This is a genomic window from Psychrobacter sp. 16-MNA-CIBAN-0192 (assembly GCF_040309565.1).
In the GTDB taxonomy this organism is placed as follows: Bacteria; Pseudomonadota; Gammaproteobacteria; order Pseudomonadales; family Moraxellaceae; genus Psychrobacter.
Genome location: NZ_JBEOOX010000001.1, coordinates 368,838 through 394,894 on the forward strand (window position 1 = coordinate 368,838; position 26,057 = coordinate 394,894).

Here is a 26,057-nt window from a genome sequence, read left to right on the forward strand (position 1 = left end):
TTTTTAACATTATCTATTATTGGATTCATAACTAATGACTGACACGCATACCATAACAATCAAACCTTTAACCGCAGCAGACTATAACGCTTGGCATGGTCTTTGGCAGGATTATCTCACTTTTTATCAGACCAGCTTGCCAGCAAACATTACCCAAGCCACGTGGGATAAAATCCTTGATAATCAGGTGCCGATATTTGGTTTTGGCGCATGGAACGGCGAGGCGATGGTGGGCATTACTCATGTGGTGCTGCATCCCAATACATGGAATGACAGTGATTGCTGTTATTTGGAGGACTTATACGTCAATAATTCAGTACGTGGTCAAGGGTTTGGGCGTGCGCTGATTGACTATGTCTATAATTTCGCTCGCGAAAAAGGCTGTAATCGTGTTTATTGGAGCACACAATCAGACAATGCTACTGCCCGCACACTGTATGACAATATCGCTACTTTGACGGATATGGTGCAGTATCGTAAGGATTTATAGAGAAAACTAAAAACATTAGCCCGTTAGCTAACTAGATTTAATCAAGCATAATTTTCGTGCCACTTTTGGTAAAGTTCATCACAAACTGACTGCGAAAATTGCGCACATTATTCTCATAAGTGAGCGTACTGCGAGTAAATTGATGGTAGTCGCTCATGTTTTTTGCACTGACCATCAACATAAAATCCACATCGCCTGACACTTCATAGCAGCTCATCACTTGCGGCTGCGCATTCATTAAGCGCTCAAATCGATGCTGCATGGAATTATTGGAGCGCTCCATTTCTATCATTACCACAGCCGTTAGCCCATAGCCGACCTTGTTCGGATCAACAATCGCCACTTGCTTGGTAATCACGCCATTATCTATCAGCGCTTGAATGCGGCGCTGGGCTGTAGCCGTTGAAACATGGACGTATTCTGCGACAGTCTTTAACGGCAATGTGGCGTCATCTTGTAGCAAATTTAAAATGGCTTTATCAATATCATCTAATGGATGGGTCATGGCTGTCCTTTTTGTTTTATAAGATTAAGATATCGCGTCATCGATTTAATATAACCTTTTTATCAATATAAGTAGGTATGTAATAAATAAATTGGTTTTAAGCTGTTTTAAAGAGAAATAAATTCATTATATGAAAGATATAGAAAAATTTTATTATGGCTATCTTATACAATAAGCGTTATCGGTTTCACTTTATCTTATATTTTTCATAGTTACCCAAACTCACGGTGCCCAGCATGTTGACTACCTCCTCTACTAATACACGCGCATCTGCCTTATCACGGTGGTTGACGCCTGACATTTGGACGACAGGTAGCGTGCAGCAACGCACGCTCATGTTGGGGGTCGCCTATGCCATTTTATCTAATGTGCTGTTTGGCGTTCTTTATGCTTATAGTAGCTTTCTTACACCGTTATCGGGTACGCAAGTATTTATCTGGCGCATGATTGCCATGTGGGTAGCGTTAGTGGGTTATCTGCTCATTAGTGGTCGGTTAAATGTGCATTTAGATAAATTACGCGCACTGGGCAGCGTGAAGCAATGGGCATGGCTACTATTACCAACGCCGATATTTTTAAGTCAGTTGTGGTTGTTTATGTGGGCACCGGTGAATAACCAAGGCGTGCAAGCAGCGATGGGTTACTTTCTCTTTCCCTTAATGATGGTGGTGTTTGGCTGCGTGTTATTTGGTGAAAAACTAAGTCGTTTACAATGGTTTGCTGTGGGATTTGCAGCGCTAGGGGTAGGCAGTGAGATTTTCCGCACGCAAAGCGTATCGTGGGCGACCTTGTGGGTATGCGGTACATATCCCTTGTATTATATTATTCGTAGGTTACAAGGTATTGATTCGATAACGGGTATGTTGGTTGATTTAACCTTATTTTTACCTTTCGCCATTGCTTATTTATGCTTTATATCACCAAGCAGTTTGGTGCTGGTTGCCGGTTCTAGCTTCTTTATTTTTATGCTGGCAGGTTTGGGCATATTGAGTGTGCTGGCGATGAAAACCAATATTGACGCCAGTCAAATGCTGCCGGTCAACGTGTATGGGATGCTTAGCTATTTAGAGCCAGCGTTGTTGTTTATCTTGGCAGTGACTTTGTTAGGCAATCCATTTGAATCAGCGATGATATACAGCTATGGCTTAATTTGGTTGGGCATTGCGTTTTTAATTGCGCACGGTGTTAAACAATTACGTCTAAATCGCCAAGCTCAAATTATTGCTGCAGATAAAGCTATATAATTAGCTTAGTAATTATAAGTGTAATAAAAAATCTAAAAAAAAGGACGATTCAGCCAAGTAGCTCAATCGTCCTTTTTTTGCAGCGCTATTTTTTATTGTACTAAATGCTATTGATTTAAGGCAATAGTATTAAGCCAATAAATTTAGTCTGCATTTTTAAAGCCGCGTTGCTTGTCACGTTCCCAATCACGGTCTTTTAAGGTTTTGCGTTTATCATGCTGCTTTTTACCGAGTGCTAAACCAATTTGGCATTTCACCAGCGAGTTTTTCCAGTAGCAAGATAACGGTACGCAAGAATAGCCCTTTTGATTAACTGAGCCAAATAGCTTTTCGATTTCGCGGCGATTAAGTAACAGCTTGCGCGTACGAATACTATCAGGGTCAACGTGCGTTGAGCTACTGAGTAACGGCTGAATGTGCGAGCCAAAAAGAAAAGCTTCCCCATTACGGAAAATGACATAGGCTTCGGTAATGGTCATTTTACCGGAACGAATGGCTTTGACTTCCCAACCTTGTAGTACCACTCCTGCCTCAAACGTTTCTTCAATAAAGTACTCGTGCCGTGCTTTTTTATTGGCACAGATTTGGTTATCTGGCTTTTTTGATTTTTTTGACATGGTTTCCTCGTAAGGATTTCTGAGAACAATTGCCAATATTATCAGCGTGTCCTCGTCTATAATTCCTCATCCTAAGGTGCTATGTTTTATTGTGGATGAGTCGAACTGACTATTGTAGCAAAGCAAGTGGCGAAAATGTAGATGGGCTGTGATAACAAATGTAGCAGATGAGTGTTAAGTTTGGGCAATATTTGCTAAGATAAGCGCTACTATTACCGATTAGATTATTGCTATGAGCTCTGCTGCCACCTCTTCAAAACTACACACCAAAATTTTATATCCGGGTACCTTTGACCCGATTACCAACGGTCATGTGGACTTAGTCACGCGTGCGACCAAATTGTTCGATGAAGTAGTGATTGCCGTGGCATCCGGTCATCATAAAAAACCGCTATTTAATTTTGAAGAGCGCGTTACTTTGGTTGAAACCGTTTTTGCTGACTTACCCCAAGTATCAGTGGTGGGTTTTGAAGGTCTGCTCGTCGATTTTATGCGTGAAAAAAACGCCACTGCAGTGTTACGTGGTTTGCGCGCTATGTCAGACTTTGAGTATGAGTTTCAGCTCGCCAATATGAACCGCGAGCTTGATGAAAATTTTGAAGCCGTTTTTTTAACGCCATCACAAAATTATTCCTTTATCTCATCAACCATGATTCGCGAAATTGCCAAATTGGGCGGTGATGTGACCAAATTTGTGCCGCCTTGCGTTGCCACTGCCTTTACAAAAAAGCTAGCGTAACAATTAGCGCTGACTATAATCGGCACTGTTTATAACTGGTACTGACTATAATGGGCATGTACTTTTATATTTCATCCTCTATTCTAAGATAAGGAGCATCTTATGGCATTAATCATTACCGATGAATGTATCAACTGTGATGTGTGCGAGCCTGCTTGCCCCAATGATGCTATTTTTGAGGGTGAGGATATTTATGAAATCAATCCTGACCTATGCACTGAATGCGTTGGGCATTTTGACGAGCCACAATGTGTCGTGATTTGCCCGATTGACTGTATTCCTCATGACCCCAATCATGTCGAAACCCAAAGTGATTTATTATCCAAATACAAGCGCATTACCGGTCAATAACAGGTTAACAGTAATGACGTTATCATCTTCTATCAGCGATTTTGACCAGCAACATCTTTGGCATCCTTATGCCAGCCTGCCGCCCACTTACCCTAATATTATTATTGATCATGCTGACGGTATCTATATTGTCACGCAAGATGGCACGCGCCTGATTGATGGCATGTCGTCATGGTGGGCAAGCGTGCATGGTTATAATCATCCTAAATTAAATGCTGCACTTATTGCACAATTGGACAAAATGGCGCATGTGATGTTTGGTGGTTTGACCCATCAACCAGCGATAGATTTGGGTAAAAAACTACTGTCAATCGTACCTGCTGGACTTAATGCGATATTTTATGCCGATAGCGGCAGCATTGCGGTAGAAGTGGCGCTCAAGATGGCGCTGCAATATCAAATCGCCGCTAAGCGCCCAAGCAAACAGCAATTTGCCTCGACCCATTCCGGCTATTATGGCGACACGTGGCACGCGATGAGTATTTGTGATCCTGTTAATGGTATGCACAGTTTGTATGGCAAGCAATTACCGATGCAGCATTTTGTAGTAGCGCCGCCAATGGGGTTTGGGCGTGACTTAACTCAAAGTGAGCAGGATGAATTGACAGCGTTTTTCGATAACAATAGCGACAAGCTAGCAGGTTTTATTATCGAGCCGATCATTCAAGGTGCAGGCGGGATGCGCTTTTATAGTCCTCAGTATTTACAACTGCTACGTAAACTGTGTAATGAGCATGATGTGGTGCTCATTGCTGATGAAATTGCGACTGGCTTTGGACGTAGCGGTAAGTTATTTGCGTGTGAGCATGCCGGTATCAGTCCTGATATTATGACTATTGGTAAAGCGCTCACTGGTGGCTATATGACGTTTGCCGCGACCTTATGTACGCGTACCATTGCCGACACCATTAGCCAAAGTGACTATCCGGCATTGATGCATGGTCCAACCTTTATGGGCAATCCGCTGGCATGTGCAGTTGCTTGTGCGTCGATTGACTTAATATTGTCTTATGACATTGAAGCGCGCACTTTAAATATGCAAGCCGTCATGGAACAACAACTTGCGCCAGCTGCGAGCTTAGAGGGTGTTAAAGAAGTACGTTGTTTGGGTGCAGTTGCCGTCATTGAGCTAAATGATGCGGTTGATATGCCTACCTTTCAAAAACTGCTCATTGAAAATGGTATTTGGGTCAGACCGTTTGGCAAATTGGTTTATATCATGCCGCCTTATATTATTACCGATGACGAGCTTATTACACTTTGCCAATCATTGCTAAAGGTCGTTACCCTATATTTAACGCAAAAGGGTCAAAAATGAGCGTTCTATTTATCTCAGGTATCGATACCGATATTGGCAAAACCTATGCGACTGGAATGATTGCGAAAGCGCTCAGACAGCAAGATATTAATATTATTACCCAAAAGCTCGTGCAAACTGGCGTCGCGATAAATCCAGATAACGGTAACATGAATATTGCGGATGATATTATTACTCATCGTCAATTGATGGGTATTCCGCTACAGCCTTGCGACCTTGATTTTACCACTTGTCCTTATCGCTATGAAAAACCTGCATCACCGCATTTATCTGCACGACTTGCCAATGATGTTCTTAATCCTGATGTGATTACGAGCGCCACAAAAATTCTGCAAGCAGATTATGAAGTAGTGCTATTAGAAGGGGCAGGCGGCTTATTAGTACCAATCACTGAGGATTTATTAACCTTAGATTATATTGCTGAGCAAGGCTATCCGGTTATTTTGGTCACCTCAGGTCGACTTGGCAGCATAAATCATACTTTGCTTAGCTTAGAAGCAATAAAAAATCGCGGTCTAGAAGTTCATAGTGTTATTTATAACCATATTCACGATAATGCTGCTCAGACGGATAAACAGATAGCCAATAGTACGATTGATTTTTTGCAACATTATTTAGCTGAGCATTATTCAAATACGCATTGGTTATCTTTACCGGTGCAAGATGAGGATAGCTGTAACAATGTAAGTTTTATACTCCCTGAGAACTTTATATAAATTACCGCTAAAAATAAGCTAAAAAACTTTCCGAAAGCAAGATTAATTTTGCTATACTAGCGCGCTTGGTAGACTAGGCAATCGCCGCTGCACACTGGTAACAGACATGCAGGGGAGGAAAGTCCGGGCTACATAGGGCAGCGTGCCAGCTAACGGCTGGGCAGGGTAACTTGACGACCAGTGCAGCAGAGAGTAGACCGCCTTTGGCATCGCAAGATGTTATCGGTAAGGGTGAAAGGGTGCGGTAAGAGCGCACCGCGTGGCTGGCAACAGTTCACGGCATGGTAAACTCCACGCGTAGCAAGACCAAATAGGCATCGGCATGGCGCGGCCCGCGTTCGATGCGGGTAGGTTGCTTGAGCGTACGAGCGATTGTGCGCCTAGAGGAATGATTGTCCACGACAGAACCCGGCTTATCGGTTTACCAACCTTTTTAGCAATGTTTTAAACGTGTCTTTTTAATAGCTTCTCTTTAAAAAGGCATGGCAGTACAGCTTGGTGTTTTAAATTTGCGCTTATTTTGAATTAAATTCAATATTTCTGCAAAAAATGCCTTTTAGGGGTTGACGACAGTCACTCATATCGGCATAATACCGAGCCTAAAATGGCGATGTAGCTCAGCTGGTTAGAGCGCATGACTCATAATCGTGAGGTCAAGAGTTCAAGTCTCTTCATCGCCACCATATTTTAAAAAACCAATCCTTAGTGATTGGTTTTTTTTTGCGTGTTATATTTTGATTTTAGCGTCGCTATATTTTTATCCTGCTATTATAGTCGTTATTCAGCAAGCCCATGAAATGGGTACTGACAAAATCGCCTTACTTTATAGCTGAAAACTGCTAGAATACCTGCAGATGTCTGCGCGTTATCGCGAGTATTGTCGCTGTTTTGCGCTTGGCATTATAAACTGTTGATTTTTAATAGTTATTTTTAACACATACCAATCCCATTCCTCTTATTTAGTAGGCGCTTTGTGACTGCATTAGCCAATATTCGTAACTTTTCTATTATTGCCCACATTGATCATGGCAAATCGACCCTTGCCGATCGTTTTATCCAGATGTGTGGCGCGCTGCAAGATCGTGAGATGCAGGCGCAAGTCCTTGATTCAATGGATATTGAGCGTGAGCGCGGTATCACGATTAAAGCGCAGTCGGTGACGCTGTATTATGATCATCCCAATGGTGAGCGCTATCTGCTGAATTTCATTGATACACCCGGTCACGTCGATTTCTCTTATGAAGTTTCACGTTCATTAGCCGCTTGTGAAGGTGCGCTATTGGTCGTTGATGCGGCGCAAGGCGTGGAAGCGCAGTCGGTTGCTAACTGCTATACCGCGGTTGACCAAGGTCTTGAGGTCATGGCAGTGTTAAATAAAATTGACTTGCCACAAGTTGAGCCTGAACGCGTGATTCAAGAAATTGAAGACATTATTGGTATTGATGCCGTTGATGCGCCACGTGTTTCAGCAAAATCTGGTCTGGGCGTTGATAAATTACTTGAGGCGTTGGTTGAATTTATTCCTGCGCCAACCGGTGATCGTGATGCGCCGCTACAAGCGTTAATTATCGACTCATGGTTTGATAATTATCTGGGCGTCGTATCATTAGTCCGTGTCCGCCAAGGTACGATTAAAAAAGGCGATAAGCTTTATATTAAATCGACCAAAGATGCGCATTTAGTCGGCTCAATTGGTGTCTTTACTCCAAAGCCAGTAGATACAGGTATCTTACAAGCCGGTGAAGTAGGCTTTATTATTGCCGGTATTAAAGATATTGCTGGTGCGCCAGTTGGTGATACGATTACGCATGCCAGTACGCCTGATGTCGATCGTATTCCTGGGTTTAAACAGATTACGCCGCAAGTTTATGCCGGTATGTTCCCTGTTGAATCTACGGATTTTGAAAAATTCCGTGAAGCGCTACAAAAACTGCAGATTAATGATGCGTCATTATTCTTCGAGCCTGATACCTCAGATGCGCTAGGTTTTGGTTTCCGCTGTGGTTTCCTTGGTATGCTGCACATGGAGATTATCCAAGAGCGTCTAGAGCGCGAATATGACTTGGATTTGATTACCACCGCGCCTTCAGTTATCTACGAGATTGTAAAAAAAGATGGCAGCATTATCTATGTTGATAACCCATCAAGACTGCCTGAACCTAATAATATCGAAGAGTTCCGTGAGCCGATTGCTCGTTGTCAAATTTTAGTACCGCAAGATTATTTGGGTAACGTCATGACCCTTTGTATCGAGCGCCGTGGTGTGCAAGTTGATATGCGCTTTATGGGTCGCCAAGTGCAGCTCATCTTTGATATTCCGATGGGTGAAGTGGTTATGGACTTCTTTGACCGTCTAAAATCGGTATCGCGCGGTTTTGCGTCACTTGATTATAATTTTGAGCGTTATCAAGTCGATAAATTGGTTAAAGTGGATGTATTAATTAATGGCGATAAAGTCGATGCGCTTGCCATGATTGTCCATGAAACCCAGTCACGTTACCGCGGTAATGCGTTAGTTACGAAGATGAAAGAGCTGATTCCACGTCAGATGTTTGATGTAGCGATTCAAGCCGCAATTGGCAGCCAAATCATCGGGCGTAGTACCGTTAAAGCCATGCGTAAAGACGTCTTGGCGAAATGTTATGGCGGTGACGTCTCGCGTAAGAAAAAGCTACTCTCGAAACAGAAAGCCGGTAAAAAACGCATGAAGCAAGTGGGTAACGTGGAGATTCCGCAAGAAGCCTTCTTAGCCGTATTGCAGGTTGATTAAGTCATCATTGAATGATACTAAATGACTGATAATTTCTAGTCTAATTGGTAGTGCAGCTGATAGTTTAAACCGCCAGATAAGTCGCTCGTTAATAGGCAATTGAGTATGGATTTTGATTTTAATTTAATTTTAGTGCCATTAACCATTGGTTTGGGTATTATTTGGCTATTAGATAAGCTGACACTTAAACAACGTAAAACACGCGGTCGCGGTAAAGAGAGCTTGTTGGTACGCTGGGCATATGATTTTTTCCCTGTGCTGGCGGTAGTATTAATTGTACGCTCGTTCTTAATTGAGCCGTTTAATATTCCGTCATCGTCTATGGTGCCCACTTTATATACTGGCGATTTTATTGCGGTGAATAAGTACGCTTATGGTGTGCGTTTACCATTGTCTTATAATAAGGTGCTCGATACTGGCGCGCCTGAGCATGGTGATGTTGCTGTGTTTCGTTATCCTGAAAACCCAAGTATCTATTATATTAAGCGTGTGATTGGGCTACCCGGTGACACGGTCAGTTATAATCAAGGGCAGCTTGCCATTAATGATGTGCCAGTCGCGACTAAAACGATTAATTTTGCTGCCAATGCGGAGCTAACATCACAGTTGTATGGGGCGGGACAAATCGCCCCGGGACAAGTACTTAGCGAAACTGAAGCCATGCAAATGGGTCAGCAAGAAGAAGACCATGCTCAGTATTTCCAAGAAACACAAGGCAAGCATCAGCATTTGGTTCGTTATTTAACGGGTATGAATAGTGCGCAATATGCACCATTTTTACAGCAAGAGTCGCCAGATGTAGTCAGCTCAGCAGGGACACAGTGGCGTATTACTGTCCCTGAAAACCAGTATTTTGTCATGGGTGACAATCGTGATCGCAGCGCTGATGGACGTTTTTGGGGCTTTGTACCGGATGACAACTTAGCGGGCAAAGCGGTCTATATTTGGATGCATAAGCCGCCAGGTTTAAAGCTGCCATCTTTCACGCGTAACGGTGCCATTGATTGATTGATAAGGCGACTAGAATATAAACCGTTGACTACTATACTACTGACTAGTATTTTGTAACTTCGTACAGCAGTTTAAGCGTTAGTAGTTTACATATTTTATAGCGTGTTTAGGAGTTTTTATAGTGCATCAACTTTCTAGTTTGTCGTCTCAGCGCGGTGCCAGTGTCAGTAGTATTGTATTATTGCTGATTGTTATTGTTGTTGCTGGCAAGCTATTGGTAGCGATTTTGCCAGCGCAAATTGGGGACTATCAATTAAATAAGCTGTTGGCAGAGCAGTTAACAGAAGCCAATAGTAATAAAGAGAGTGCCACGCAGTTCGTTGCCCGTATTGATCGCCAGCTGTCTATTAATGCAGATTATGATACCAGCGCTAAAGAGATTTTTACCTTTACTAATAATACTACTGGTCAATTAGCGATTCATAAAAAATATGAGAAGACCAATAATTTTTTTAGTAATGTTGATATTGTTAGTCGCTTTGAAGGTGATATCAAAGCTGGCTCAGCTGAATAATCAGTTTTTTATTATGAAGTCGGCTACTTATTATTAATAGTCTTATTATTTGCTAGTATAGACATAATTATTTAATGCTTATTAAATATAATATTTATGAAATTTAACGCTTATCAAGAAGGTTATGTTTTTAAACCTTTGTTATTCATTCCATTTTTCAACAAGTTAGCACTATTAATAGGATAGCCAACTACCGCGCATGAAACCAACTTTACCAAAAGCTGTACCCGTACCTAAAAGTAGCAAAAATAGTGAATCTTGGGACATAACGCCCATATCTGCTGATTTTATTCAGCGCTTAGCGGTACTATCGCGTAGGCTGGGCTATCAGTTTAATGATATCAGTTTGCCGAAGTTGGCATTAACCCATCGCTCGTTCGATAGTAAAAAGAACTATGAGCGTTTGGAGTTTTTAGGAGATGCGCTGCTGGGTATGATAATTGGTGAAGCGTTATATCATCGTTATCCGAGCCAAAATGAGGGACGCTTAACCCGTATGCGCGCCACTCTAGTCCGCCAAGAGACACTGGTTATCATTGCTCAACAGCTCGATTTGTCCAATCATCTGATTTTAGGTATTGGTGAGCGTAAAGGTGGCGGACGCAATCGCGCCTCAATATTAGCTGATGCCGTTGAATCCTTACTGGGCGCAATTTATCTTGACTGCCAAGATTTGGATGTGACACGTGATTGCCTATTAGCATGGTATGGTGATTTGATTGACAATGTTAATGAACAAAAAGTGCTCAAAGACGCCAAAAGTCGTTTACAAGAATGGTTGCAATCTAAACAGTTTGATTTACCGCATTATGAATTGGTAGAAACGCGTGGCAATGCCCCTTATCAGATATTTGTGGTACGCTGTGATGTCAACATTAATCAGTGTCCGTCTATTACCGAATCAGGTGAAAGCCGCCGCATCGCTGAGCAAAAAGCAGCAGAATTGATGATTAATCAGCTCCATAAGCTTCCCAATGCCCTAAAAAAAGGGTAGGGTAAGTAAGAGTATCTGCGGTTAATGATGCAACCTATATTTTATAGTTATGAGTGACGTTGGTCATAAACGTGCTCAGCTCATTTAAGTTGTATATATAAGAATATATAAATAAAACACTTAGCTTTTTATTAGAAACTAATAGTATTAAGACAGAACACCACAGGAATGACCTATGAGCAATCACACTGATTTGCCATCTAACCATGAAGATAATACGAATCATATGACCGAAAATACCAACGCAAACCTTGTAAAAGATAGTGATGACATGCTAAAAACTCAGCAAGATGAGAGCTTTGTTGAGTCAGAGCATGATGATGCTATTGAAGATTTTTTTGCGCAAACAGCACCCACGCATATTAATGATGACTTTAAAACTGGTTATGTGGCGATTGTTGGTCGTCCAAACGTTGGCAAATCAACCTTGATGAACCATTTGCTGGGTCAGAAACTGTCCATTACGTCACGTAAGCCACAGACGACCCGTCATCGTATTCATGGTATTTTATCTAATAGTGAGATGCAGGCAGTATTTGTCGATACCCCAGGTATTCATCGCAATGAAGTGCGCGCTATTAATGAGCGTATGAATAAAGCGGCAGTTTCAGCATTAGTAGATGTTGATGTGGTTTTATTCGTTGTTGATTCTGACCAATGGCGCGATGATGATTTACTGGTGCTACAAAAGCTTGGTGATACCAATCTGACTGTGGTTTTAGTGATTAATAAAGCCGATACCTTAAAAGATAAAGGCACGTTATTACCGTTGATTGAGACGTTTAGTGACAGCTTTGACTTTGCTGACATCGTCCCTGTTTCTGCTTTAAAAAATCAGAATCTTAATCGTTTGCAGGAAGTGATTGCCTCACATTTACCTGTTGCCGCACCCATTTATGATACGGAACAAATTACCGATCGTTCAGAGCGTTTCTTAGCCAGTGAAATTATTCGTGAAAAAATCATGCGTAGTTCTGGTGATGAAGTGCCATATGATTTGACTGTGCAAATTGATGGTTTTAAAGATGAACCGGCTCATACTGATCCAAAAACGGGTCGTCCGCGTAAAGCCTGTACTTTTATTGATGCGACAATCTATGTTGAGCGTAGCGGTCAAAAAGCCATTGTTATTGGTGATAAAGGTCAGCGTATCAAACAAGTAGGTATGGATGCTCGTAAAGATATGGAGCTCTTGTTTGATAAAAAAATTATGCTAACGTTATGGGTAAAAGTGAAACGTGGCTGGTCTGATGATGAGCGCGCTTTGACCAGCTTAGGATATTAATAAGCCGTTATAAAAAGCAGCGATAATAGGCACTGATATAGTAAGGATTGGAGTAATCAATCATGCGTAATGAGGCGTTAGTCGGTTATTTACTACATCAGCGCCCTTATCAAGAAAAGCGCGCACTGTACTCTCTTTTTTCTAAAGAGCACGGGGTTATTCACGGCGTTGGTAAAAAAGGCGCGCCATTATTTGAACCATTACAGTTATTTGCTACGGGTAAAAAAGAGCTAAAAACTTTTAGCCAAATTAATTTAGCGCCATTGGCTTATGATATTTCAAGTGAACAACCAATAAGCTATGCGCAGATTAGTGGTCAGCAACAATACGCTGCCTTATATCTTAATGAGATATTATGGAAGCTATTACCTATCGAAGATCCCATGCCAGTCCTTTGGCAGTACTATCAAGACAGCCTACTCACATTAAAGCAGCCACTAACACCACAGCAATTGCGCCTATGTTTGCGTCAGTTCGAGCAGCAATTGTTCAAGCAGCTAGGTTTTGGGGTTTCTTTAACGCATGATAGTAGTCTAATTAATATTGCGCCTGATAACGCCTATCGATTTTTACCCGATGTTGGCTTAGTATTAGTTTCTCAAATTGATAATCAATTACCAGAACAACTACCAGCTATGGTACAAACCGTATTTAAAGGTAGTGAACTCATAGCAATGGCAGAGTTGGGTATTACAGAGGTAACGCTTTCGAATTGGTCACGTTTATATCGGCTATTGATGGATCATCTGCTCGACTATCAGCCGCTACAAAGCCGGCTACTTTGGCAACAGCAGCAGCGTTATCAGTAATACCAATATCATTAATGATAATAGTAATAATGCTGAGGTTATCCAGCTGTTTATCCTGCGCTGATAGCGGTGTCTAAAAGTTAGCCTACGTAATAATGACTTATTATTACCATGCTAATAACTCTCAAAAAATGCTAACAATTCTTAAAATCTGCGACTTAATAAGCTTTTTGTTCCATAACTATAATTATTAAAAGGATTTTTCTATGACGACTTTAGTACAAGATTCATCTTTGTCTCAAAAGCCATTATTAGGGGTTAATATTGATCACGTTGCGACCTTGCGTCAGGCGCGTGGTGTTGATTATCCAAGCCCATTAGCTGCTGCATTGCTGTGCGAGCAAGCTGGTGCTGATGGTATTACGATTCACCTGCGTGAAGACCGTCGCCATATTCAAGATGCGGATGTCTATGAGATTGCCGCACAACTGACCACCCGTTTAAATTTAGAGATGGCCGCTACAACAGAGATGTTGGCAATTGCCTGTGAAGTAAAACCATTTTGGGTGTGCTTAGTACCGGAAAAGCGCGCTGAGTTAACTACCGAAGGTGGTTTGGATGTTGCTGGACAAGTAGCCTGGCTAACCGATTATATTAATAAACTGCATGCTGCTGGCATTAAAGTATCATTGTTTATTGATCCCGCTGAGGCTCAAATTAATGCTGCAGTTGCCTGTCATGCTGATGCGATTGAATTACATACTGGCGCTTATGCGGAAATGGGTTTAGCGGGTGATACGGATAATCAACAGGCGGAGCTACAACGGATTCAAAATGCTGTCAGCATAGCGCAACAAGCAGATAGCAACCTGTTAATTAATGCCGGACATGGTTTAACGCGCGATAACGTTAATGCTATTGCTCAAATTAAAGGTATCTACGAGCTAAATATTGGTCATGCATTGATTGCCGATGCCGTCTTTGCAGGTTTAGCAGAAGCTGTTACGATGATGAAAGCGGCAATGTATAAATAAGATCTCAAGATAAACCGTTAATATTAACATTCTGTAGGCTCGCTTCTACTGTCAGGTTTATGTTTAAAAACACCTACTTGATTAAAAGATATTTGATACATATTCCGATTGTATGTGGCGATCGGGCAGTATTTAATGTGACCAAAGTGACCTCGAGGATTACCGCTGTTACCCCAAAATTTGGTGTAATGGCGACTGGATCCTACTCGTAGGGCTAGCTTACTATACTTAGGATTTAATACGTGTTGTTCTATTAAGTGGTCTGTCCCCAAATCAAATACTTTATTGTCATTTTCATCTATAAATAACAATAGTGTTTTCTCACTGTCCCTATGGCAGAGCTTCCCATCGTTAGACAAACAGAGCACCAAATCCTTTCTTCTAACATAACTTTCAGCTTTTGCTACTTTTAATGTATTGATTACCCCATATCTGATGCGTTTTGCTTCCATATTAGCTAAATGTGTCATGATATACGGATAAGCTATGGTTAAAATAATAACTAGTACAGCCACCGTAACAATAAGCTCCACTAAGGTAAATCCATAACTTCTGAGTATTTTTATTTTCATAATGGTTTTTTTATGACAATGATCACATAAAGAAGGGAGTTTTCTACGAGTACTTGTTAATAGCGTGAAGAATTTAAGAGGAAGAACACAGAGGATGCAACAATGTACGAAATCCCTATCAGCACAGCAATAATAACTGCGGGAAGTTATCTAGATATTACAGAATCGTAAATTGTTAGTATAGTTGTTTAACCAATCAAGGAATTTATCATCTATATTCATTGATTATAACTTATTAATAGAATATTGTTTACTAAAGAATATAATTTAACTATGAATGCACTGTCATAAAATGTTACAATTAGTGAGTAACTGGTTTTTTAAATAGAAAAAAGCCGTTAAATGTATTAAACTAGCGATATTAAATAAACGCCGATCTGCTTTATGTCTACTGTCTAAAAGTATGAAAGGCAGCTTATGTAATCTCTGTTAGCGTTTAGTAATACAAATGGTACATTGTGTTTTAGTTATCACATTATCGTGTAATAATGTGTAGCTGAGTGATAAAAGAAGTTGTAAACTGAATTGATAGCCGATAAGCTGCTTCCTAACAGATTGTGCTATACCAAAATGTATACAAAAAAATGTATATCGTTATATTATTTAGGAAATAGTGTTAATTAACGTATCAATTATCTTATCCTTTGGAGGAAGTCCATGAAATTGAATAAAATTGCTTTAGCTTTATTTGCCGTAACAGCAGCTCCACTAGCTGCTAATGCTGGCGTTACTATTAGTCCTTTACTACTTGGTTATCACTACAGCGAAGGTGCTGATGATGAGCAACTAGAGACTTTAGGTGATAGTGCAGGCAACCGTTACTATAAAGAGAATGGTTTATATACGGGTGCGGCCCTTGGTGTTGAATTAACCCCATCTACTCAGTTTCAAGTAGAGTATGGTGTATCAAATACTGATGGTATTCGTCAAGATGGCAACGATAATTTCGATGCTGAACAGCGTATGATTTCTGGTAACTTCTTGATTGGTACTGAACAGTTTACTGGTTACACTAATAATAAATTGAAGCCTTATTTGTTAGTAGGTGCTGGTCAGTCTAAGATCACAGTTGATAATGCAGCTGGTAGTGAAATTACTGATTCTAAAGATACCATTGGTAACTTAGGTCTAGGTACCATGTATCGTATCAATGATGCACTAAGCCTACGCGGTGAAGCTCGTGCGATTCATAACTTTGATGAGAACTGGTGGGAAGGTATGGCTCTAGCTGGTCTAGAAGTCGTACTTGGTGGCCATTTAGCTCCAGCAGTTGCTGTAGCACCACTTGAACCACAAGCGCCAGTTATCGGTACCCCAATCGTCGTAGTTGACGATGCTGATTCTGATGGTGATGGCGTACCTGATAGCATCGATGCATGCCCAGGCACTCCAATGAATGTAGTTGTTGATGAACGTGGTTGCCCATTACAAGTAGATATTACCGATGAGCTAAAAATGGAGCTACGTGTATTCTTTGATAACGATAAATCTGCTATCAAAAATCAATACAAGCCTGAAATCGCTAAAGTAGCAGAGAAGATGCGCGAGTATCCTAACTCTATCGCTAGCGTTGAAGGTCATGCTTCTAAAACTGGTCCATCAGCACGTTATAACCAACGTCTGTCTGAAGCCCGTGCTATCGCTGTTAAGTCTATGTTGACTAATGAATTTGGTATCGCGCCAAACCGTTTATCAACCGTTGGTTACGGTTATGACCGTCCAATTGCTGACAACAATACTGAAGAAGGACGTGCAATGAACCGTCGTGTTTATGCCATCATCACTGGTGACAAAACTATGACTGTTGAACAAACTAAAGACATGATTGTTGAATAAGTAATAATTAGTTGCAAAGTTAGACAATAATAAAGTTACAAAAAAAGCTGCCTTCTAGGTGGCTTTTTTTTGTTATGTTTAGAGATAAATAGGGAATTACATAAACTTATATCATAATAATGATATACTAGTCGCCCACACACTTTGTGAATTGACATAGTGTGTACTAGCATGGCTAACGGTACGATGGATGTATCGGTATAGATTGTTGTACCTACTTATTGACTTATTCTAGTGCATCTATCGTGCAGGCGTCTAAGAATAAAGTAGATTATCTGACTGATTGATGATGAAAGCTTATCCAGCGGCGCCTACTGCTACTACATTTTATTAAGACAAAACGAGCATTCTATATGGCGAACGATATTAAACATTTGCGTAATATTGCAATTATTGCCCACGTTGACCACGGTAAAACTACCTTGGTTGATAAGCTGTTACATCAATCTGGTACTTTTGGCGACCGTGCAAACATTGCTGAACGTGCGATGGATTCAGGTGATATTGAGCAAGAACGCGGTATTACTATTTTGGCTAAAAATACAGCCATCCGTTGGACTGACGATACCGATGGTACTGAATATCGTATCAACATCGTGGACACGCCTGGTCACGCCGATTTCGGTGGTGAAGTTGAGCGTGTTATGTCTATGGTTGATTGCGTGCTTTTGGTTGTAGACGGTGTCGATGGTCCTATGCCACAGACACGTTTTGTCACTCAAAAAGCATTCGAGCAAGGTCTAAAGCCTATCGTTGTTATTAATAAAATCGACCGCCCTGGCTCACGTCCTGATTGGGTAATGGATCAAATTTTTGATTTGTTCGATAATCTAGGTGCTACTGATGAGCAATTAGATTTCCCTGTTGTTTATGCATCAGCATTGAATGGTATTGCAGGTCTAGAAGCTGATAATTTAGCTGATGACATGACACCACTTTTCAAGACTATTGTTGATGTCGTGCAACCACCACAAGTTGATGCTGATGCGCCATTCCGCATGCAAATTTCAAGCATCGATTACAATAGCTTCGTAGGTGTTATCGGTATTGGTCGTATTCAGCGTGGTAAAGTTAAAACCAATACGCAAGTAACTGTCATTGATAAAGACGGCAAAACGCGTAGTGGTCGTATTCTAAAAATTATGGGCTACCATGGTCTTGATCGCATTGATGTTGAAGATGCACAAGCGGGCGATATTGTTTGTATTACAGGTATTGATGCGCTTAATATCTCAGATACCATCTGTGATCCAAGTAACGTAGAAGCATTGCCAGCGTTAACGGTTGATGAACCTACTGTATCTATGAATTTCCAAGTAAATAACTCACCATTTGCTGGTCGTGATGGTAAATTTGTGACGTCACGTAATATCCGTGAGCGTCTAGAACGTGAACTGATTCATAACGTCGCACTACGTGTTGAAGACACAGAATCTCCTGATAAATTCAAAGTATCAGGTCGTGGTGAGCTGCATCTTTCAGTATTGATTGAGAATATGCGCCGCGAAGGTTTTGAGATGGGTGTATCCGGTCCAGAAGTGATCGTGAAAGAAGTAGATGGTAAACTTCAAGAGCCATATGAAAATGTTGTGTTTGATATTGAAGACACGCATCAAGGTCCAATCATGGAGCAAGTTGGTCTACGCAAAGGCGAGATGACCAACATGGAGCTTGATGGTAAAGGTCGTATGCGTATTGAAGCAACGATACCTGCACGTGGTTTGATTGGTTTCCGTTCTGAATTCCTAACCCTGACGTCAGGTACGGGCATTATGACCTCAAGCTTCTCGCATTACGGTCCGCAAAAGATTGGTGAAGTAGGTGGTCGTTCTAACGGCGTATTGGTTTCTATGGCTAAAGGCGTTTGCCTAGGTTTTGCATTGTTTAACTTGCAAAAACGCGGCAAAATGTTTGCAGAGCCACAGCTAGAAGTTTACGAAGGTATGATCGTTGGTCTAAACTCTCGTAACGATGATATGGCTGTGAATCCAACAACTGCTAAGCAGCTGACCAACGTTCGTGCCAGTGGTACGGATGAAGCGTTGACGCTAACGCCAGCAATCAAGTTCACGCTTGAGCAAGCTCTTGAATTTATTCAAGATGATGAGTTAGTTGAAGTTACGCCAAAAGCAATCCGTTTGCGTAAGCGTTATTTGACTGAAAGTGAGCGTAAGCGTTTCGGTCGTAAGAAAGGTGCTTAATATTGAAAAATGTGTTGTTTAACACTTAATTCAATGAAGTGCTGTTTTAGCTAGGCATAGCAATAGTTTTAGGGTTATGCTTATAGTGCGTATTTAAAGATAGTAGTATGAAGTGAGCGCAATATTGTTCACTTTGTGCTACTATTTTTTTATGGGCGTGAAAAGCAAAGATGTGTTATTAACTCTATGCATTAACAGCGAACCCAATCAACGGAATGATTATTAAGGGGTTGTCTTATGAGTATCATCGCTGAGTTTAAAGAGTTTGCGATTAAAGGTAACGTCATGGATTTGGCAGTCGGTGTCATTATCGGCGGCGCTTTTGGCACCATTACCACCTCATTAGTTGAAGACATTATGATGCCAATCGTTGCTGTATTAGCGGGTGGTGAAATCAACTTTAAAAATATGTTTGTGGTATTGGGAGATGTTCCTGAAGGAGTAGCTAGAAACTATGATGCGTTAAAAGCAGCTGGTATACCTGTTTTGGCTTATGGTAGTTTTATTACTGTGTTAATTAATTTTATCATTCTAGCGTTTATTATTTTTATGATGGTAAAATTCGTAAATCGTTTACGTCGTCAGCAAGCGCCTATACCTGATGCAATAGCCGAAGAAATCGTATTACTGCGTGAAATTAGTGCCAAACTTGGTAATAACAGTAATATTAAGCAATAGTATTAAATGATTTTAAATATTTTAATGAAATGAAATAAAAAAGGCTAACCGATAAAGTTAGCCTTTTTTATTTCATCTACCAGTGTTAATTAATGGTAATCTTACCTTGGATTAACAACCACATAATCATTGGTGTTGATTAGAATCTCAGAAGGTCTATCGACCACAATCCGTACTACATTATTGTTCACCACTTGTGATTTATAATAATTGTCTTCAGCAACGGTACAGCCTAAGCAGCGTGCCATGGCGTCCCAAGGCTCGACAACCAGCTTTTGCTGAGCTTGCTCTGCATTACCACCAATCAATGAAAATGGTAAACTGACCACGTAAGCAATGGTGCCTGCAACCGCATTAATCAGCTGTAACGGTTTACCTGCCACTGTATCTACAACCATGGTTTCATATGATGGACCAAATTCTTTTTCGTCGATTTCTATGGCAGCTGAGGCAGGCTGCATCATGAGTAATATCAAACTTATACTGGTAACTACGGTCACCCATTTATTAGTAAAAGTTGGCTTTTGGACGTTCATAACAGTATCCTAAAAATGGTTGCGATAATCAGCATAGGCGAAGTACTAGCAATGCAAGCATACCAAAATGAAATAAGTATAAAGGCTATTGTTAAAGCAAATTAGCTATAGAAATAGACGTTTGTTGCCTAATATAGCAGAGTCTTAGTTTTTAAGCTGCATATTTCAATATCTAGCAATGCTTTATTTAAATTTTATGTTGATTGTTTTAGCAGTAAGTATTGTCATATTGTATAAAATATAATTTCTATAGCGACATACAGCCGTTATAGTTTTTGACAGTGGGAACAAAAGACACTGGCGCGACCCGTAATTTTAATGTTTTCTAATACAGTCTCGCAGTTGGGACAAAATTGACCTTGTTTACCATAAACATGTAACGTCTGTTGAAAATAGCCCGTTTGACCACTCGCGACGGTAAAGTCGCGTAAGGTGGAACCACCAAGTTGGATGGATTTTTGCAAAATAATTTTAATATGTTCAACCAATAGCGCAATCTGCTCATAGGATAACTGATGCGCTGGTGTTGCAGGATGTATACCTGCTAAGTATAGACTTTCTGTTGCGTAGATATTACCCACGCCAACCACAATCTGCTGCTCCATAATAACTGATTTTATTGGACGCGCTATGGGTCGCTTTCTACTGCGATTAGTAGCCTCATTGGTCTCTGTACGCTGAATCAGATGATATAGATAGTCAGCGGTAAACTCTGTTGAGAGCGGTTCGGGACCTAGATGATCGAGCAGTTTATGACTGTAATCTTCATACCATAATACGGCACCAAAACGCCTTGGATCATGATAATGTAGCTGCGTTGCCGAATCGTCAGGCTTATTAGTATCGCCAAATACCATGATTAAATGGTCGTGTTTGCGCTTATCTGTACCATATGGATGCTGTTGCAAACTTCCTGACATTCCTAGATGAATAATCAGTTGCCGAATTTGCTGCTTTTTTATTAGCGGTAAAAAAGTCAAAATTAGGTATTTTGCACGCCGCTCTACTGAGTCAAGGGTATAACCCTCTAGATGTGATAAATCGTCAGGCATTGCCCAACGTAGCTTTGGCTGAAATACAGTCAGGGCTTTGACTGACTGACCTAGTAAGGGCGTTAGGCTGGTTTTAGTGGTTTCAACTTCAGGTAACTCAGGCATAGCAGTTCTTTTTAATGGTTTAAAAATGATAGTTTAAATGAAATAACTTAACAAGTGATGAGCTAAGCAACAGCGCGGCGCGCATGTATGATGCCCGGCTGCTGCTCAAGCTTGGCAAGTAATTTAGACAATTGCGCGAGCCCTGAAACTTCGACATGAAACTTTAAAGAGGCTATATTATCATCGGTGCTTAAGGTGTCAACTTTGCGAATATTGACGTTTTCTTTGTCAATAATTTGGGTTAAGTCGCGCAATAGTCCACGCCTATCATAAGCTTCGATATGGATATCGACTGGTTGGAAGCGTCCTGATTTTGATTTCCATGAGGCGCTGATTTCGCGCTCAGGGTCGCGCTCAATCAAGCGCATGTATTCTGGACAGCCACGGTTATGAATACTGACGCCGCGCGATAAGGTAATATAGCCGGAGATGGGCTCACCATGAACGGGATGACAGCAGCCTGCTAAAGCAATTTCAATATTGTCTAAGCCATCGATACAAATTTTATAAGCGTCGATTTTACCAGTAGCTCTGGGGTCAACGCTTGGAGTGTATTCCTCTTCTTCTTTTTCCGGCTCTAATTGTAGCTGCCTTGAGATGTGTCCGGTCAATTGGTTGATACCAATTTCACCAGTCACCAAGCCCACCAAAATATCATCGGTATTTTTGACATTAAACAGCGGTAAATAATCATTTAAGTCGATGCTGTTTGGGTGCACAGACAAGCGTTCGAGCTCCTTTGCCAGCATGTGCCGCCCGATTTCGATATTCTTATCACGGTCTTGCTTGTTAAACCACTGGCGTAGCTTCGAGCGGGCGCGATTGGTATGGATATAACCTAAGGAGGCAACCAGCCAGTCTCGATTCGGCTCACGCGAAGATTTGGTGATAATCTCAACTTGCTCCCCCGTTTTTAGCTGATAGGTGAGCGGTACATAGCGCTGATTAACCCGAGCAGCTTGGGCGCGATTGCCCACTTGGGTATGCACATAGTAGGCAAAGTCGAGAACAGTCGCCCCTTTTGGTAGCTCAGTGATGTCACCATCACGGCTAAAAATATAGATACGTTCCAATTCATCAAAATCAACGGTTTGCTCATAATCATCAAGAAGGTCACTATCATCGAATTCTTCGCCATCAATGCGCGCAGTGCGGCTCTGATTGCGAATTTCGTTATTAAGGGACAATAACTGACGTAAGGAGCTGATACGCTGATTAAGATAGGTGTCCTTTTTATTTTTCAGCCCTTCTTTATAATTCACATGCGCGCACATACCAAGCTCAGCTTCAAAATGCATGCTATTGGTACGGATTTGCACCTCTAACGATTTGCTTTCGGCAATGACGGCGGTATGTAGTGAGCGATAGCCGTTGGATTTTGGGTTGGTAATATAGTCATCAAACTGTTCAGGAATATAACGCCACAAGCCATGTACCAAACCTAATACGTGATAGCAGTCAGAGGGGTTTTCAACCAAAACGCGTAGGGCACGAATATCGTACAGCTGGTCAAAGGATAGACTCTTAAGCTTCATTTTGCGATAAATAGAATAGATATGTTTAACTCGACCTGAGACTTCACCGGCGATTCCAGCTTCCGCTAAGGCTTCGCTTAACTGATCTTCGACGCGCTGAATATAAGATTCGCGCTCGCTGCGTTTTTCAGCCAGCAGTTTGGCAATTTCTTTATAGCGTTCAGGGGCAAGGTAGCGAAAGGCTAGATCTTCAAGCTCCCATTTAAGCTGGGCGATACCCAAACGGTGGGCAAGGGGCGCATAAATGGTCATGACTTCGCGAGCCACGCGATATTGCCGATCGCTATCAGAAAACGACAGCTCGCGCATGGCAAAGGTACGCTCAGACAATTTAATCAGCACCACGCGCACATCGTTGGTCACTGAAATCAGCATGCTATAAATGTTGGATAGCTGCTGGCGCTCATCATTGATAAAGTGGTCTTCTAAGCGTTTATTACTTTCAATAATATCGGACAGCTTGCCCATGGCTAAGGTATCTTTGACCAGAGTACTGATGTCTTTACCGAAGTTTTTTTCAATCTCACTAATACTAATTAATGAGGTACGCACGCTGCGATACAGTATCGCGGCAATGAGCGCATCTTCATCTTGATATAAATAGGTCAAGATATCGGTCATCCCGATACCGGTGATATAAGCGCCAGAGCGCTCAGATTCGTGTGTATTCATCCGGCTGCGAATCAACTCGCACGCCATGGTCAGCTTAGGAACTGACTCTTGACCAATGCGTTTGGCAACCTTGTCGAGCCACGCGGGCACATCAATATTGGTATGATCCAGATCAAGCGTTTCGATGTCTAAAGAAATCATGTTCGCCTCTTGTAGCATGGCATTGTCTAAATAACCGTTGCTCACATAAATCGTGCTCAAACTTGGGTCATGGCTGTCATAAGCAGGATGGGATGAGCGATCAAAAGTAGTGTGCAGTTTGTGCGTTGCGAGCTGGCTCTGGATATCAAGCGGAAGTTGGGCATAGCTATTAGCAGATTGCTGAGAACGCTGAGTGGCCACCATCTTAGCTGCTGAGGTTGCACTATCGGTCTGTGTGGTTTTACCATCTACCAGCGGCAGACCTTCGCGAATCTTTACCATAGCCCAATCCTCTTAGCGGCTCTGAAACGGTGTACCGTTCCTTTATTGTCAAATCTGCTATTGATAAATTATATTTATGCTGTCAATGATTAAACGTTACTAATCTCCCTATTATGTCATTTTTAAATTACCATTCAAGCGGATGACTGTAATAAATGCAATTTTTATCGCCCTATAATGACGAAAAATATATAGACTTTTATCGAATAATTAGTTATTAAACATGATGGTTTATTAATGATTTTTTACGATTAAAAATGAGAAAGACGAGAAGATAGGCATTTACAAAAGACAGGATGCTTACTAGCAATCAATAATTTGCCGATAAAATACAAAGTAGGTAACAGGAGCAAGGAGTAATATGACCGATACTGAGTCGATAATTTATCTATTAAGCAGTCTATTCACATGCAATCAACAGCGGTGTTTAATCGCTATAATTATAAAATATAGCGATTAAACAGCTCAGTAAACTTATGCCGCAATCTTCTCAAAACGAGCAATCGACTCGACATGTCCGGTATGACAGAACATATCCATCACACCAGCATGCGTCAGGCGATAGCCTTGCTCGAGTAACGCCTTAGTGTCACGTGCTAGCGTAGCAGGATTACAAGAAACATAGACAATACGTTCTGCGTTAAACTTAGGCAAATATTGCATAATCTCCCACGCACCAGAACGTGGCGGGTCGATAAGTAGCGCATCAAAACCTTGGTTTGCCCACGGCTTGTCGGTGCAATCTTGAGTCAAATCTTGAGTATAAAACTCAGTATTATGTAGACCGTTGCGGCGTGCATTTTCAGCAGCGCGTGCGGTCATTGCATCACTACCTTCAACGCCAACGACAGAACCTGTCTCACCAACCAGTCGCGCTAATGGTAAACTAAAGTTTCCTAAACCGCTGAATAAATCAAGTACGCGTTCGCCTGCTTTTAGGTCTAATAGGTCGCAGGCAAGCTTGGTCATTTGACGATTGACTGAGAGATTAACTTGGGTAAAATCGGTTGGAATAAACTCAAAGGTTAAATCATATTCAGGCAACTGATAATATAAGCGACCGAACTGCTGGCTCATATCATCATCAGCGGTAAGTGCAATACGCACGACACTATCTGCACCTTTAGGTTGCAAATACAGCTGCCAATTGCGCGCGGCAAAAAATACTTTGAGTTTCTCAACATCAGCATCTGACAACGGTTCTAAATTGCGTACAATCAGCGCAACCGGTTGATTGCCATCTGGGAGCTCAGGTAAATATTCGCCCATTGCCAGCTCAAGCTGAGCGATTTTATCACGGCTGTCTAGAGTGCTGATTAAGGCTTTTAAGTTTTCAATCTCAAAGCCAATACGCGGGTCAAGAATATGACATTCATTTAACTCAGCTAAAAAGTTGCTGGCACGTTCACGAAAGCCGACCAATGCGGTTTGTTTTTTAGCCACATAACGCACGCCCAAACGCGCTTTAGTACGGTAGCCTAAACGGTCACCAACCACGGGCGCAAGCCATGTTTCAGGCTGTACGCCTGCTTGGTGCTGCAACATCTCGGCAAGTACCGATTGCTTAAAGGTAATTTGACTCTCTGGCTGCCAATGCTGCAAGTTACAGCCACCGCAAACGCCAAAATGCGGGCAAGGTGGTACAGTGCGCTCAGGATTTGGATTAGTGGTAATCGCAACCGCATCGCCTTCTTCAAAGCTGGCGCGGCTATTGGTCAATTTAACCTCGACAGTTTCACCTGGTAAAGCAAAACTGACAAACACCTTTTTACCGTGCTTGTCTTCCGCATGACCATCATCCACGCCAAAGCCATTGCCATAAACGGCAACACCGCGCCCATCATGGGATAAGTTATCAATCGTAAAGGAGAGCGGTTCAGCCTCTTTTAATCGGCGGCGTACCTTTGGCGACGGTTTGTTCTTTTTCTTGCTTGGTGGAATGGTGATGGTTTGTGTATCGCTATTTTTTGCAGCGGCATTGGGAGTTACAGATGTCTTTGAGTCGGTGGGTTGCATAAACCTGCCTATATAATGAAGGTATTGAAAATGGCGACAATTTTAACATATAAAACGGCTTAGGTATTCGACTGCGTTTCAGTCATACCAGTAA

23 protein-coding genes, 1 tRNA gene and 1 other RNA gene are annotated in these 26,057 nt (G+C 41.6%); 18 read left to right on the top strand and 7 right to left on the bottom strand.

Annotated elements, in window-relative coordinates:
* The first annotated feature begins 34 nt into the window (after positions 1–34).
* On the top strand, positions 35–490 hold the full coding sequence (locus tag AAEY78_RS01525; protein WP_352336691.1) for a GNAT family N-acetyltransferase: 456 nt from the start codon (positions 35–37) through the stop codon (positions 488–490).
* Between the two features lie 37 nt (positions 491–527).
* Here the strand turns inward: AAEY78_RS01525 and AAEY78_RS01530 are convergent, their stop codons facing one another.
* Complete coding sequence (locus AAEY78_RS01530; protein ID WP_352336693.1) at positions 528–995, bottom strand: Lrp/AsnC family transcriptional regulator; 468 nt, start codon at positions 993–995, stop codon at positions 528–530.
* A gap of 236 nt (positions 996–1,231) precedes the next feature.
* Between AAEY78_RS01530 and rarD the strand changes: the two genes are divergently transcribed.
* The gene (rarD, locus tag AAEY78_RS01535) at positions 1,232–2,239 is read left to right on the top strand and encodes an EamA family transporter RarD (protein WP_352336694.1); all 1,008 of its coding nucleotides are present in this window, start codon (positions 1,232–1,234) and stop codon (positions 2,237–2,239) included.
* 143 nt (positions 2,240–2,382) lie between these two features.
* On the opposite strand, the gene smpB is transcribed toward rarD, so the two are convergent.
* Positions 2,383–2,856, bottom strand: coding sequence for an SsrA-binding protein SmpB (gene smpB / locus AAEY78_RS01540; RefSeq protein ID WP_352336696.1), 474 nt, complete (start codon positions 2,854–2,856; stop codon positions 2,383–2,385).
* A 232-nt stretch (positions 2,857–3,088) separates the two neighbouring features.
* Here smpB and coaD point away from each other — a divergent pair, with 232 nt between their 5' ends.
* The 13 genes from coaD (at position 3,089) to AAEY78_RS01605 (ending at position 14,337) form a co-directional block, all read left to right on the top strand.
* Entirely contained in the window at positions 3,089–3,595 is a 507-nt protein-coding gene (coaD, locus tag AAEY78_RS01545) for a pantetheine-phosphate adenylyltransferase (RefSeq protein ID WP_352336697.1), read from the top strand.
* A 102-nt stretch (positions 3,596–3,697) separates the two neighbouring features.
* Complete coding sequence (locus AAEY78_RS01550; RefSeq protein ID WP_352336698.1) at positions 3,698–3,946, top strand: YfhL family 4Fe-4S dicluster ferredoxin; 249 nt, start codon at positions 3,698–3,700, stop codon at positions 3,944–3,946.
* A 13-nt stretch (positions 3,947–3,959) separates the two neighbouring features.
* A complete protein-coding gene (gene bioA / locus AAEY78_RS01555) occupies positions 3,960–5,264 on the top strand; it encodes an adenosylmethionine--8-amino-7-oxononanoate transaminase (RefSeq protein WP_352336700.1) in 1,305 nt (434 codons plus the stop codon).
* The gene (gene bioD, locus AAEY78_RS01560; protein WP_352336702.1) at positions 5,261–5,980 is read left to right on the top strand and encodes a dethiobiotin synthase; all 720 of its coding nucleotides are present in this window, start codon (positions 5,261–5,263) and stop codon (positions 5,978–5,980) included. The genes bioA and bioD overlap by 4 nt, the downstream gene beginning before the upstream one ends.
* A gap of 65 nt (positions 5,981–6,045) precedes the next feature.
* An RNA gene (gene rnpB / locus AAEY78_RS01565) (RNase P RNA component class A) lies at positions 6,046–6,412 on the top strand.
* Positions 6,413–6,586: 174 nt separating this feature from the next.
* A tRNA-Met gene (locus tag AAEY78_RS01570) sits at positions 6,587–6,663 on the top strand.
* A 290-nt stretch (positions 6,664–6,953) separates the two neighbouring features.
* On the top strand, positions 6,954–8,750 hold the full coding sequence (lepA, locus tag AAEY78_RS01575; protein ID WP_352336703.1) for a translation elongation factor 4: 1,797 nt from the start codon (positions 6,954–6,956) through the stop codon (positions 8,748–8,750).
* Positions 8,751–8,855: 105 nt separating this feature from the next.
* Positions 8,856–9,758 (top strand): signal peptidase I, encoded by a 903-nt coding sequence (lepB, locus tag AAEY78_RS01580; RefSeq protein WP_352336704.1) that lies wholly within the window; start codon positions 8,856–8,858, stop codon positions 9,756–9,758.
* 124 nt (positions 9,759–9,882) lie between these two features.
* Entirely contained in the window at positions 9,883–10,275 is a 393-nt protein-coding gene (locus tag AAEY78_RS01585; RefSeq protein WP_352336706.1) for a DUF4845 domain-containing protein, read from the top strand.
* A gap of 199 nt (positions 10,276–10,474) precedes the next feature.
* The gene (rnc, locus tag AAEY78_RS01590; protein ID WP_352336708.1) at positions 10,475–11,269 is read left to right on the top strand and encodes a ribonuclease III; all 795 of its coding nucleotides are present in this window, start codon (positions 10,475–10,477) and stop codon (positions 11,267–11,269) included.
* 271 nt (positions 11,270–11,540) lie between these two features.
* Positions 11,541–12,554: a GTPase Era gene (gene era, locus AAEY78_RS01595; RefSeq protein WP_502943609.1), complete on the top strand. Its 1,014-nt coding sequence runs from the start codon at positions 11,541–11,543 to the stop codon at positions 12,552–12,554.
* Positions 12,555–12,616: 62 nt separating this feature from the next.
* On the top strand, positions 12,617–13,363 hold the full coding sequence (recO, locus tag AAEY78_RS01600; RefSeq protein WP_352336712.1) for a DNA repair protein RecO: 747 nt from the start codon (positions 12,617–12,619) through the stop codon (positions 13,361–13,363).
* Between the two features lie 206 nt (positions 13,364–13,569).
* Positions 13,570–14,337 carry a pyridoxine 5'-phosphate synthase gene (locus tag AAEY78_RS01605; protein ID WP_352336714.1) on the top strand — a complete coding sequence of 256 codons (768 nt, stop codon included), beginning with the start codon at positions 13,570–13,572 and terminating at the stop codon, positions 14,335–14,337.
* A gap of 23 nt (positions 14,338–14,360) precedes the next feature.
* On the opposite strand, the gene AAEY78_RS01610 is transcribed toward AAEY78_RS01605, so the two are convergent.
* On the bottom strand, positions 14,361–14,909 hold the full coding sequence (locus tag AAEY78_RS01610) for a pilus assembly FimT family protein (RefSeq protein WP_352336716.1): 549 nt from the start codon (positions 14,907–14,909) through the stop codon (positions 14,361–14,363).
* A 657-nt stretch (positions 14,910–15,566) separates the two neighbouring features.
* On the opposite strand from AAEY78_RS01610, the gene AAEY78_RS01615 reads away from it, so the two are divergent.
* The 3 genes from AAEY78_RS01615 (at position 15,567) to mscL (ending at position 19,624) form a co-directional block, all read left to right on the top strand.
* On the top strand, positions 15,567–16,745 hold the full coding sequence (locus AAEY78_RS01615; RefSeq protein WP_352336718.1) for an OmpA family protein: 1,179 nt from the start codon (positions 15,567–15,569) through the stop codon (positions 16,743–16,745).
* A 353-nt stretch (positions 16,746–17,098) separates the two neighbouring features.
* Entirely contained in the window at positions 17,099–18,946 is a 1,848-nt protein-coding gene (typA, locus tag AAEY78_RS01620) for a translational GTPase TypA (RefSeq protein WP_352336720.1), read from the top strand.
* A 237-nt stretch (positions 18,947–19,183) separates the two neighbouring features.
* On the top strand, positions 19,184–19,624 hold the full coding sequence (gene mscL / locus AAEY78_RS01625) for a large conductance mechanosensitive channel protein MscL (protein ID WP_352336722.1): 441 nt from the start codon (positions 19,184–19,186) through the stop codon (positions 19,622–19,624).
* Between the two features lie 101 nt (positions 19,625–19,725).
* Here the strand turns inward: mscL and AAEY78_RS01630 are convergent, their stop codons facing one another.
* From AAEY78_RS01630 to rlmD, 4 genes are all read right to left on the bottom strand, one after another.
* A complete protein-coding gene (locus AAEY78_RS01630) occupies positions 19,726–20,160 on the bottom strand; it encodes a hypothetical protein (RefSeq protein ID WP_352336724.1) in 435 nt (144 codons plus the stop codon).
* A 266-nt stretch (positions 20,161–20,426) separates the two neighbouring features.
* Positions 20,427–21,317, bottom strand: a complete 891-nt coding sequence (gene mutM, locus AAEY78_RS01635; RefSeq protein WP_352336726.1) for a bifunctional DNA-formamidopyrimidine glycosylase/DNA-(apurinic or apyrimidinic site) lyase — start codon at positions 21,315–21,317, stop codon at positions 20,427–20,429.
* A 62-nt stretch (positions 21,318–21,379) separates the two neighbouring features.
* A complete protein-coding gene (locus tag AAEY78_RS01640; RefSeq protein WP_352336728.1) occupies positions 21,380–23,947 on the bottom strand; it encodes a RelA/SpoT family protein in 2,568 nt (855 codons plus the stop codon).
* Positions 23,948–24,421: 474 nt separating this feature from the next.
* Complete coding sequence (gene rlmD, locus AAEY78_RS01645) at positions 24,422–25,963, bottom strand: 23S rRNA (uracil(1939)-C(5))-methyltransferase RlmD (protein WP_352336730.1); 1,542 nt, start codon at positions 25,961–25,963, stop codon at positions 24,422–24,424.
* Positions 25,964–26,057: the final 94 nt, after the last annotated feature.